General features: G+C 42.5%; 9 protein-coding genes and 2 tRNA genes. 1 reads left to right on the top strand and 10 read right to left on the bottom strand.

Translation table 11 applies throughout. The features are described from left to right. Window positions 1–20: 20 nt before the first annotated feature. The 5 genes from rpoB to rplK all read right to left on the bottom strand — a co-directional run bounded on the left by rpoB (window position 21) and on the right by rplK (window position 6,137). On the bottom strand, window positions 21–3,830 hold the full coding sequence (gene rpoB, locus C5745_RS11190) for a DNA-directed RNA polymerase subunit beta (RefSeq protein WP_105717083.1): 3,810 nt from the start codon (window positions 3,828–3,830) through the stop codon (window positions 21–23). Window positions 3,831–3,996: 166 nt separating this feature from the next. Then, window positions 3,997–4,374, bottom strand: a complete 378-nt coding sequence (gene rplL / locus C5745_RS11185) for a 50S ribosomal protein L7/L12 (RefSeq protein ID WP_105717082.1) — start codon at window positions 4,372–4,374, stop codon at window positions 3,997–3,999. Between the two features lie 76 nt (window positions 4,375–4,450). After that, the gene (gene rplJ, locus C5745_RS11180; RefSeq protein ID WP_105717081.1) at window positions 4,451–4,969 is read right to left on the bottom strand and encodes a 50S ribosomal protein L10; all 519 of its coding nucleotides are present in this window, start codon (window positions 4,967–4,969) and stop codon (window positions 4,451–4,453) included. A gap of 2 nt (window positions 4,970–4,971) precedes the next feature. Further along, the gene (rplA, locus tag C5745_RS11175) at window positions 4,972–5,670 is read right to left on the bottom strand and encodes a 50S ribosomal protein L1 (RefSeq protein WP_105717080.1); all 699 of its coding nucleotides are present in this window, start codon (window positions 5,668–5,670) and stop codon (window positions 4,972–4,974) included. Between the two features lie 23 nt (window positions 5,671–5,693). Continuing rightward, window positions 5,694–6,137: a 50S ribosomal protein L11 gene (rplK, locus tag C5745_RS11170; protein ID WP_105717079.1), complete on the bottom strand. Its 444-nt coding sequence runs from the start codon at window positions 6,135–6,137 to the stop codon at window positions 5,694–5,696. 286 nt (window positions 6,138–6,423) lie between these two features. Between rplK and katG the strand changes: the two genes are divergently transcribed. Then, window positions 6,424–8,721 carry a catalase/peroxidase HPI gene (gene katG, locus C5745_RS11165; protein ID WP_105717078.1) on the top strand — a complete coding sequence of 766 codons (2,298 nt, stop codon included), beginning with the start codon at window positions 6,424–6,426 and terminating at the stop codon, window positions 8,719–8,721. A 58-nt stretch (window positions 8,722–8,779) separates the two neighbouring features. Here katG and nusG read toward each other — a convergent pair whose 3' ends face one another. The 5 genes from nusG to C5745_RS11140 form a co-directional block, all read right to left on the bottom strand. Further along, a complete protein-coding gene (nusG, locus tag C5745_RS11160; RefSeq protein ID WP_105717077.1) occupies window positions 8,780–9,325 on the bottom strand; it encodes a transcription termination/antitermination protein NusG in 546 nt (181 codons plus the stop codon). A gap of 19 nt (window positions 9,326–9,344) precedes the next feature. After that, on the bottom strand, window positions 9,345–9,539 hold the full coding sequence (gene secE / locus C5745_RS11155; RefSeq protein WP_105717076.1) for a preprotein translocase subunit SecE: 195 nt from the start codon (window positions 9,537–9,539) through the stop codon (window positions 9,345–9,347). 25 nt (window positions 9,540–9,564) lie between these two features. Continuing rightward, window positions 9,565–9,636: transfer RNA gene (locus C5745_RS11150), tRNA-Trp, on the bottom strand. Window positions 9,637–9,796: 160 nt separating this feature from the next. Beyond that, on the bottom strand, window positions 9,797–10,984 hold the full coding sequence (tuf, locus tag C5745_RS11145) for an elongation factor Tu (protein WP_105717075.1): 1,188 nt from the start codon (window positions 10,982–10,984) through the stop codon (window positions 9,797–9,799). A gap of 76 nt (window positions 10,985–11,060) precedes the next feature. Continuing rightward, window positions 11,061–11,132 (bottom strand) — tRNA-Thr (locus C5745_RS11140). Window positions 11,133–11,138: the final 6 nt, after the last annotated feature.

Below are 11,138 nucleotides of genomic sequence, written 5' to 3'. Positions count from 1 at the left end.
AGTTAAAGCTGTATGCTTGATTAATCTAATGTGATATCTAATCCTAAACCGCGTAACTCATGTACCAATACGTTGAACGACTCTGGTACGGATGGTGTCGGAAGATTGTTACCCTTAACGATAGCCTCATAAGTTTTCGCACGTCCAACCACATCATCTGATTTCACTGTTAAGATTTCTTGCAGGATATTTGATGCACCAAATGCTTCCAATGCCCATACCTCCATCTCACCGAAACGCTGACCACCGAACTGTGCTTTACCACCTAACGGTTGTTGTGTAATCAACGAGTACGGTCCTATAGAACGTGCGTGCATCTTATCATCAACCATGTGTCCTAATTTCAACATATAGATCACACCTACCGTAGTGGGTTGGTCAAAACGCTCGCCTGTTAAGCCATTGTATAAGTAAGTTCTACCTGACATTGGCAATTTAGCTTTAGCGATCCACTCTTCCACCTCGTCCATTTCAGCACCGTCAAAGATTGGTGTAGCGAATTTCATTCCCAATTTCTGACCTGCCCATCCCAAAACAGTTTCGTAAATCTGTCCTAAGTTCATCCGAGAAGGCACCCCTAATGGATTCAATACAATGTCTACAGGCGTTCCATCTTCCAAAAACGGCATATCCTCATCGCGAACGATACGAGCAACGATACCTTTGTTACCGTGACGTCCAGCCATCTTATCACCAACTTTCAACTTACGTTTTTTAGCCACATAAACTTTCGCCATCTGAACGATACCCGATGGAAGCTCATCACCGACTGAGATTGCAAATTTTTCTCTTTTAAACGCACCGAGCTCTTCGTTGATTTTAATATTATAAAAGTGAAGTGCTAACTTGATCAGCTCGTTTTTATCTTCATCGGTAGTCCATCCCGTTGGGTTGATATGTGCATAATCCAAATCCATCAAGATCTTCTGCGTGAATTTAGCTCCTTTTGGTACGAGTAATTCTTTATACACATTATACACCCCTTGGCTGGTTTTGCCATTCACAACAGTGAACAATTTCTCGACCAAACGGTCTTTCAGTATTTTTACGGCTTTATCGTGTGCGACCTCTAATTTGTCTAATGCTTTTCTTTCCGCTTCTTTAGACATTTTTTTCGCACGAGAGAATAACTTCGTATCAATAACAACACCTTTCAACGATGGTGATGCTTTCAACGACGCATCTTTCACATCGCCAGCTTTGTCACCAAATATAGCCCGTAGTAACTTTTCTTCCGGTGAAGGATCGGATTCCCCTTTCGGCGTAATCTTACCAATTAAAATATCACCACCATTTACTTCGGCACCGACTCGGATAATGCCATTCTCATCCAAATCTTTCGTTGCTTCTTCTGAAACGTTAGGGATATCGGATGTTAATTCCTCCTCACCACGTTTCGTATCACGAACCTCCAATTCAAACTCCTCAATATGCAAGGAAGTGAACAAGTCTTGTGATACAACACGTTCAGAAATCACGATCGCATCCTCAAAGTTATATCCTTGCCAAGGCATGAACGCCACTTTCAAGTTACGACCAAGTGCTAACTCACCGTCTTCAGTTGCATAGCCTTCACACAATACCTGACCTTTCGTTACTTTTTGACCTTTCGTCACGATTGGCTTCAAGTTGATACAGGTATTCTGGTTGGTTTTCTTAAACTTCGTAAGTGTATATGTTTTTACGTCGTTGTCAAATGACACCAAACGATCGTTATCTGTCCGTTCGTAGCGGATTTTAATCTCATTAGCGTCCACATATTCAACTACACCTTCCCCTTCGGCATTGATTAACGTACGGGAATCGGATGCTACACGAGCTTCCAAACCAGTACCAACAATAGGTGCCTGCGGCTTCAATAGAGGGACAGCCTGACGCTGCATGTTCGATCCCATCAACGCCCGGTTGGCATCATCGTGTTCCAGGAAAGGAATCAAGGACGCCGCAATGGACGTAATCTGATTCGGCGCAACGTCCATATAATCCAAACGTTCCGGCTCAATAATTGGGAAGTCACCCTCATATCTCGCTTTAACTTTTGGATCGATAAAGTTACCCTTATCGTCATATTCTGCATTCGCCTGTGCAATCGTCTTGTTATCCTCGTCTTCGGCTGATAAATATACGACAGGTTCATCAACGACAACTTTACCATCTCTTACTTGGCGGTAAGGAGTTTCGATAAAACCTAAATTGTTGATTTTCGCGTGTACAGCCAAAGAAGAAATCAAACCGATGTTCGGACCTTCCGGTGTTTCAATAGTACACAAACGACCATAGTGCGTATAGTGGACGTCACGTACCTCGAAACCTGCCCGCTCCCGAGAAAGACCCCCAGGACCTAAGGCTGACAGACGGCGCTTGTGCGTAATCTCAGCCAACGGGTTGGTTTGATCCATAAACTGAGAAAGCTGGTTCGTTCCAAAAAACGAATTGATAACGGACGACAGTGTACGGGCGTTAATCAAATCCGTTGGCGTAAAAACTTCGTTGTCACGAATATTCATCCGTTCACGGATAGTACGCGCCATACGAGATAGGCCAACTCCAAACTGCGCATACAACTGTTCGCCTACCGTACGTACACGTCGGTTAGACAAGTGGTCAATATCATCCACTTCCGCTTTAGAGTTAATCAAATTGATTAGATACTTCACGATGGCAATAATGTCCTCGCGCGTCAACACTTTCGTATCGTCTGCTGTATCCAATTTCAACTTGCGGTTGATACGGTAACGGCCCACATCCCCCAAATCATAACGTTTATCCGAAAAGAACAAACGGTCGATGATACCACGTGCTGTTTCCTCATCTGGCGGTTCCGCATTGCGCAACTGACGATAGATGTGTTCTACAGCCTCTTTTTCAGAGTTTGAAGTATCTTTCTGTAAAGTATTATATATAATCGAGTAATCCGCATTGTTAGCGCCATCTTCTTTCGCTAGGATAATAGATTTTACCCCTGCATCGATGATCATTTCAATGTGGTCTTCCTCTAAAACAGTTTCACGTTCTAAGATGATCTCATTACGATCGATGGACACTACCTCACCTGTATCCTCGTCTACGAAGTCCTCGATCCATTTTTTCAATACCCTAGCTGCCAAACGACGACCAACGTATTTCTTAAGACCAGATTTACTTACTTTAACCTCATCTGCAAGATCGAACAGCTCAAGGATGTCCTTATCGGAATCATAGCCGATCGCCCGCAACAAAGTAGTAACTGGGAATTTCTTTTTACGGTCGATATAAGCATACATCACGTTGTTAACGTCCGTCGCAAATTCGATCCAAGATCCTTTAAAAGGAATTACCCTTGCAGAATAAAGTTTTGTACCATTTGTGTGTCTACTCTGACCAAAGAACACGCCAGGGGAACGGTGCAACTGGGAAACAATAACACGTTCAGCACCGTTGATCACAAAGGTACCTTTTGGCGTCATGTAAGGAATTGTTCCCAAATATACGTCTTGCACAATCGTTTCGAAATCCTCGTGTTCTTCATCATTACAAGATAACTTCAATTTTGCCTTGAGTGGGACACTATACGTCAATCCACGCTCAATACATTCTTGTATATCGTAGCGAGGCGGATCGATGAAATAATCCAAAAACTCGAGCACAAAGATGTTTCTTGAATCAGAAATAGGGAAGTTTTCCGAGAAAACCTTGAACAGCCCTTCCTGATGGCGGTTGTCAGAAGTAGTTTCTAGTTGAAAAAACTCCTTGAAAGATTGCAATTGCACATCCAAGAAATCCGGATAATCGATAACCTTCTTACTTGTAGCAAAATTTACTCTTTCGTTTTGAATATTATTGTTTGCCAAGGGAATAAGTATTTTAGTTTAAAAAAACTGAGCCAACTATGCTGTAATCATGTTCTTATCAGATGTCAGCATCCATCTGATACATGTAATAATATTATAAACAGGAATAGACTCTGACAACGTATTGACAGAGTCTAAACCCTTAAGGTGCTTTTTTATGCTGAGATTATTTGATCTCAACAACAGCTCCAGCTTCTTCTAATTGTTTTTTCAAAGCTTCAGCTTCGTCTTTTGAAACACCTGTTTTCAATTCCTTAGGAGCACCGTCCACTAAATCTTTAGCTTCTTTCAATCCTAAACCAGCTAAGTCTTTAACCAATTTAACTACTGCTAATTTCTGACCACCAGCTTCTTTCAAGATAACGTCAAATGAAGTTTTCTCTTCAGCAGCAGCAGCTTCGCCACCAGCAGCAGGACCAGCAACTGCAACAGCTGCAGCAGCAGGCTCGATACCATACTCGTCTTTTAGGATATCAGCTAATTCTTTAACTTCTTTTACTGTTAAGTTAACCAACTGTTCAGCAAGTTGTTTTAAATCTGCCATTTTATTTTGAATTTTTGAATGTACTTAATAAAAATTGTTAATTAAAAATACACGAACATTTTATACGAGGTGCCCGTTAGCCTCTTTCTTCTAAAGCTTTTACCAAACCTGAAATTGTATTTCCACCTGATTGAAGTGCGGAAATAACATTCTTCGCAGGAGATTGAAGCAAAGCAATAACGTCTGCGATAAGTTCGTCCTTGGATTTAAGGTTAACTAGTGCTTCTAGTTGGTTATCTCCTACGAACGCAGTTTCTTGGATGTAAGCCGCTTTTAGAACGGGCTTGTCACCTTCCTTACGTAATTGTTTGATCAATTTCGCCGGGCCGTTTCCGGTTTCAGAGAACATCATTGTAGAAGCACCTTTAAGCACGCTACGCAATTCTTCTGAATCGATTCCTGCTTCGATAAGGGCTTTTTCAATCAAGGAGTTCTTTGCTACTTGAATCGTAATACCCTGCTCAAAACATTTACGGCGGATGTTATTTACTTTTTCAACAGTTAAATCAGCAGTATCAGTAATGTAGAAATTACCGTAAGATTTAATCTGTTCGGCCAAAGCTTGAACAATTGCTTGTTTTTCTTCTTTTCTCATGATTAAATTCCTGCTACTGATTTAGTCTCCACATGAATACCAGGACTCATGGTTGAAGAGATGTGAATACTTTTGAAGTATGTTCCCTTAGCAGCGGAAGGTTTAAGACGTGCGAGTGTTTGTAACACCTCTAACGCATTGTCATAAATCTTATCTGCTTCGAACGACACTTTACCCACTGAAGTATGGATGATACCTGTCTTGTCGACTTTGAAATCAATTTTACCACCTTTCACTTCCGTTACAGCTTTACCTACGTCCGTAGTCACTGTTCCAGTTTTAGGGTTAGGCATCAAGTTTCTTGGACCCAAAATACGTCCCAATTTACCCACTTTAGCCATAACACTAGGCATAGTAATAATGATATCAACGTCAGTCCAACCACCTTCAATTTTGCTGATGTACTCATCGAGACCTACGTAATCCGCGCCTGCAGCCTTAGCTTCTTCCTCCTTGTCAGGAGTACACAATACTAAAACACGCACAGTCTTACCTGTCCCGTGAGGTAACGTAGCGATACCACGAACCATTTGGTTTGCTTTACGAGGATCCACGCCTAAACGAACGTCGATATCCACAGAAGCATCAAATTTCGTCGCTGTAATCTCTTTAACCAAAGCGGCTGCTTCTTTTAAAGAGTACGCCTTACCAGCTTCAATTTTGGATAGTGCCGCTTTTTGATTTTTTGTTAATCTAGCCACTTTCTTAAACTGATTTCGTTAAATTAATTGTTCCAAGGAGCGCTACCAGAAACGGTAATGCCCATACTACGTGCTGTCCCAGCCACCATTTTCATAGCAGACTCTACAGTAAATGCATTCAAATCAGGCATTTTATCTTTAGCGATAACCTCAACCTGCTCCCAAGTAATAGAAGCAACTTTTTTACGGTTAGGCTCGCCCGACCCACTTTTCAGTTTAGCTGCATCTTTTAACTGAACAGCTACCGGTGGTGTCTTGATGATAAAATCAAATGATTTGTCGCTGTAAACTGTAATGACAACAGGAAGTACTTGCCCTGGTTTGTCTTGCGTACGAGCGTTAAATTGCTTACAGAAGTCCATGATGTTCACCCCTTTAGCACCCAATGCAGGTCCTACAGGAGGAGATGGATTTGCAGCACCGCCCTTTACTTGTAATTTTACTAACGCACTGACCTCTTTTGCCATTTTGTTTTGAATTTAATTGTTAAATGTTTGTTAGTAAGGTGGAAGCATTATAACGTAACATTTATTATCTTTCGTAGACTATATAATAAAAGCAGTATATAATCAAACGAGGTGCAAAGATAATAAACATTTTGGAAATAAAAAACATAGAAGAAAATTTAATAAACAAAACCGATATACCATCGAGATTATCGATACGAACTAATCTCTATGTTAACGTATCTTTGGTTACGAAGACCCCTTATTAAAATAGCAATGACAAATAAACTAAATCAATAAATACAAAATGGAAAACAACAGCAATGACATTAGTAAATGTCCTTTCCATAATGGAGGGCAACATCACGAAAAAAAAGCAGTCCCTACAGGAGGCGATGGCACCAAAAACAGTGACTGGTGGCCAAGCAGGCTAAAAACCAATCTTTTACGTCAGCACTCGCGCTTAACAAACCCGATGGACAGCGATTTTAATTACGCCGAGGCATTCAAAAGTTTGGACTACGAGGGATTAAAAAAAGATCTCCATACCCTTATGACAGACTCTCAGGAGTGGTGGCCGGCGGACTTTGGACATTATGGTCCGCTTTTCGTCCGTATGGCCTGGCACAGCGCCGGCACGTACCGTATCCAGGACGGCCGTGGTGGTGGCGGTAGAGGACAGCAGCGTTTTGCACCGTTAAACAGCTGGCCTGACAATGTAAGCTTGGATAAAGCACGCAGGCTACTTTGGCCAATTAAACAAAAATACGGCAATAAGATTTCGTGGGCAGATCTGCTAATTCTCACAGGAAACGTTGCTTTAGAGTCAATGGGCTTCAAAACATTTGGATTTGCAGGTGGACGTGAGGATGTATGGGAAGCGGACGAGGACGTTTATTGGGGCAAGGAGACGACCTGGTTAGGTGGCGACGATCGTTATGCACGTGGCTCTGAAGGTGTAGAGAAAGACCACGGCGTACTCGTATCTGACGATGACGCGGACGGGAAAATCCACAGTCGCAATCTCGAAAATCCACTTGCAGCCGTACAGATGGGACTCATTTACGTAAATCCTGAAGGGCCCGATGGCAATCCAGACCCGGTCGCTGCTGCTTACGACATTCGCGACACCTTCAAACGGATGGCGATGAATGATGAAGAAACCGTCGCACTGATTGCCGGTGGACATACCTTCGGAAAAACCCATGGGGCTGCATCGGCGGATCACGTCGGTACGGAACCCGAAGCAGCCGATTTGGAATCCCAAGGACTAGGCTGGAACAACAGTTACGGCACAGGTAAAGGCAGAGATACAATTACCAGCGGACTCGAAGTAACTTGGACGTCGTCGCCAACAAAATGGACAAATAACTTTTTATGGAACCTATTTGGTTATGAATGGGAGTTGACGAAAAGTCCCGCAGGAGCACACCAATGGACACCGAAGCACGGCATGGGGTCAAATACAGTACCGGATGCGCATGACCCAAATAAGAAGCATGCCCCTGCTATGCTAACAACAGACCTTGCCTTACGTTTTGACCCCGAATACGAAAAGATAGCTCGACGATTTTTAGAAAATCCAGACCATTTCGCGGACGCATTTGCACGTGCGTGGTTTAAGCTGACGCACCGAGACATGGGACCACGATCCCGTTATCTAGGCCCCGAAGTACCAGCGGAAATCCTGATCTGGCAAGACCCCGTTCCCGAAGTTGATCATGAGCTCATTAATGAAGAAGATGCATCGGCATTGAAATCCCAAATCCTAGACTCTGGTCTTAGTACTTCTGAATTGGTCTCAACCGCATGGGCTTCTGCCTCTACCTTTCGGGGTGGTGATAAACGAGGCGGAGCCAATGGCGCCCGCATTCGGCTGGCTCCACAAAAAAACTGGGAAGTAAATAATCCGACACAATTAGCTAAAGTGCTGGAGGTATTGGAACGCATCCAGGTGGCGTTTAATAACAGACAAAACGGCAGCAAAAAGGTATCAATTGCGGACTTAATCGTACTAGCGGGAAACGCCGCCATCGAAAAATCCGCACAAGAAGCAGGAGTTCCTATTACCGTCCCCTTTTCGCCGGGCCGAACAGATGCAACACAGGAACAAACAGATGTAGAGTCGTTCGAGTATCTTGAGCCCAAGGCTGACGGATTCCGCAACTATCTAAAAACGAAATATGCTACACCTACAGAAGCTTTCTTGATTGACAAGGCGCAATTGCTAACATTAACCGCCCCTGAACTGACCGTCCTAATTGGTGGGTTACGTGTGCTAGGAACGAATTACGAAAACACCAAACATGGTGTATTCACAACCCGGCCAGGCGTACTAACCAACGACTTCTTTATTAATCTCTTAGACATGAGCATCCAATGGAAAGCACAGTCCGAGGAAAAAGAAGTTTATGAGGGCTACGATCGTAAAAGCAAAGATCTCAAGTGGACGGCTACACGGGCGGATCTGGTATTTGGATCGAATTCAGAACTAAGAGCAATCGCTGAGGTATATGCAGCTGCTGACGCACAAACCAAGTTTATTCATGATTTTGTTGCTGCATGGAATAAAGTAATGAATTTAGACCGGTTTGATCTCAAATAAATAAAAACGAGGGGCTCGATTAGCGGCCCCTCGTTTTTACTTATTATAGTAGTTTCCTCTATTCTTTCTCTACCTGCATATAATTTAACTCCAGTGGAGTCTTCCGTCCGAAAACCTTCACCATCACAGTCAATTTCTTCTTATCTTCGTGCACCTCTTCTATTTCTCCGGTAAAGCCATTAAACGGTCCGTCATTCACCTTCACCGTTTCGCCTACGTAATACGGAACATTCATGCTTTCGCCCTGCTCCGCCATTTCGTCTACTTTTCCTAAAATCCGGTTAACTTCAGCAGGACGTAAAGGGATAGCGTTACCTTCTTTATCCCCTAGAAATCCGATCACACTATTTAAATTCTTAATTGCGTGCTCAATCTCTCCATCCAATGCAGCTTCGATCAAAACATATCCGGGATAGTAGTTACGTTCTTTTGCAACTTTCTTCCCATCACGCATCTGGTAATATTTTTCCATAGGAATCAATACCTGGGGTACCAGATGTTGGATACCCAAACGACCAACTTCTGCCTCCACATATTGCTTCACTTTCTTCTCTTTTCCACTAACGGCACGAACTACATACCATTTTAACGATTGATCTGCCATAAAATTTTTAATGATAAATTTAGGAAGTAATTCCGTACAACAACTCCAATAGATTACTTGAAGCTTTATCCATCACAAATATCAACAAAGCAATAATGACAGACGCTACAAGTACCACTACCGCCGAGTTTTGTAATTGCGCCCAAGTAGGCCAAGTTACCTTCTCTGTAACCTCGACATAGGAGCTTTTTAAAAAATCAAGTACTTTAGCCATTTTTAGTTTACCTAAATTATTTTAGCAGGGATACCAGGATTCGAACCCAGACCAACGGTTTTGGAGACCGCTATACTAACCATTATACTATATCCCTTGGTTTTTTTGATGACGCAAATATAGTGTTTCAACGCTATTAGCGCAAATATTATTTACTTTTTTTCTACTTATGTGCCGCAGTGGATAACCAGAAAAAAAACAAGCTAACCAGCATCAGCCAATTAGCTTGTTTTGTTATACTAGGATAATCTTAAAGATTATGCTAAGATTTCAGTTACCTGACCAGCACCTACCGTACGACCACCTTCACGGATTGCGAAACGTAGACCTTTTTCCATAGCGATTGCGTTAATCAACTTTACTGTGATTGTTACGTTATCACCAGGCATAACCATTTCAGTACCTTCTGGTAACGCGATCTCTCCCGTTACGTCCGTTGTACGGAAATAGAATTGAGGACGGTATTTGTTGAAGAATGGCGTATGACGACCACCTTCAGCTTTTGACAATACATATACCTCAGCTTTAAAGTCTGTATGAGGAGTTACTGTACCTGGCTTACAGATTACCATACCACGACGGATATCAGTTTTCTCAATACCACGTAACAATAAACCTACGTTGTCTCCAGCTTCACCATAATCCAAAATCTTACGGAACATTTCTACCCCAGTTACAGTAGATTTCAAGTTCTCAGCACCCATTCCTAAAATATCAACAGGATCACCAGAGTTGATTACACCTCTTTCGATACGACCTGTAGCAACTGTACCACGACCAGTGATAGAGAATACGTCTTCGATTGGCATCAAGAAAGGAAGCTCAGTCAAACGTGGAGGAATTGGAATGTAGTTATCTACAGCGTCCATTAGTTCCATGATTTTTTCAACCCATTGCTCTTCGCCATTCAATGCACCTAGAGCCGAGCCTTTGACTACAGGGATATCATCACCTGGGAATTCGTAGAACGACAATAGTTCACGAACTTCCATTTCTACAAGTTCTAATAACTCTTCGTCGTCAACCAAGTCAACTTTGTTCAAGAACACTACTAACGCAGGAACACCTACCTGACGAGCCAACAAGATGTGCTCACGAGTTTGAGGCATAGGACCATCAGTCGCAGCAACTACGATGATAGCACCATCCATCTGTGCAGCACCAGTAACCATGTTTTTTACATAGTCAGCGTGACCTGGACAGTCAACGTGCGCATAATGACGGTTCGCTGTTTGGTATTCTACGTGCGCTGTATTAATTGTAATACCACGCTCTTTTTCTTCAGGAGCAGAGTCAATTGAATCAAATGAACGAGCTTCTGAAAAACCTTTGTCAGCCAATACTTTAGTGATAGCAGCTGTAGTAGTTGTTTTACCGTGGTCAACGTGACCGATTGTACCGATATTTAAGTGCGGCTTACTCCGGTCAAATTTCTCTTTTGCCATGTTTATGCGAATTAGTAATTATAAAATGTTTCTTTATTAAATCCTTTACAAAAGTAATAAACTTCCATATTTTTTGAGCCAAAGATGGGATTTGAACCCACGACCTCTTCCTTACCAAGGAAGTGCTCTACCCCTGAGCTACTTCGGCTTACCA

Source organism: Sphingobacterium haloxyli (assembly GCF_002980525.1).
Lineage (GTDB): Bacteria > Bacteroidota > Bacteroidia > Sphingobacteriales > Sphingobacteriaceae > Sphingobacterium > Sphingobacterium haloxyli.
This window is presented reverse-complemented; position numbering and strand designations above follow the sequence as displayed.

What these genes read in the sequence shown, in the direction of transcription:
- rplL (WP_105717082.1), bottom strand. Translation starts at nt 4,374, where the DNA reads ATGGCAGATTTAAAACAACTTGCTGAACAGTTGGTTAACTTAACAGTA.
- rplJ (WP_105717081.1), bottom strand. Translation starts at nt 4,969, where the DNA reads ATGAGAAAAGAAGAAAAACAAGCAATTGTTCAAGCTTTGGCCGAACAG.
- rplK (WP_105717079.1), bottom strand. Translation starts at nt 6,137, where the DNA reads ATGGCAAAAGAGGTCAGTGCGTTAGTAAAATTACAAGTAAAGGGCGGT.
- katG (WP_105717078.1), top strand. Translation starts at nt 6,424, where the DNA reads ATGGAAAACAACAGCAATGACATTAGTAAATGTCCTTTCCATAATGGA.
- nusG (WP_105717077.1), bottom strand. Translation starts at nt 9,325, where the DNA reads ATGGCAGATCAATCGTTAAAATGGTATGTAGTTCGTGCCGTTAGTGGA.
- secE (WP_105717076.1), bottom strand. Translation starts at nt 9,539, where the DNA reads ATGGCTAAAGTACTTGATTTTTTAAAAAGCTCCTATGTCGAGGTTACA.
- tuf (WP_105717075.1), bottom strand. Translation starts at nt 10,984, where the DNA reads ATGGCAAAAGAGAAATTTGACCGGAGTAAGCCGCACTTAAATATCGGT.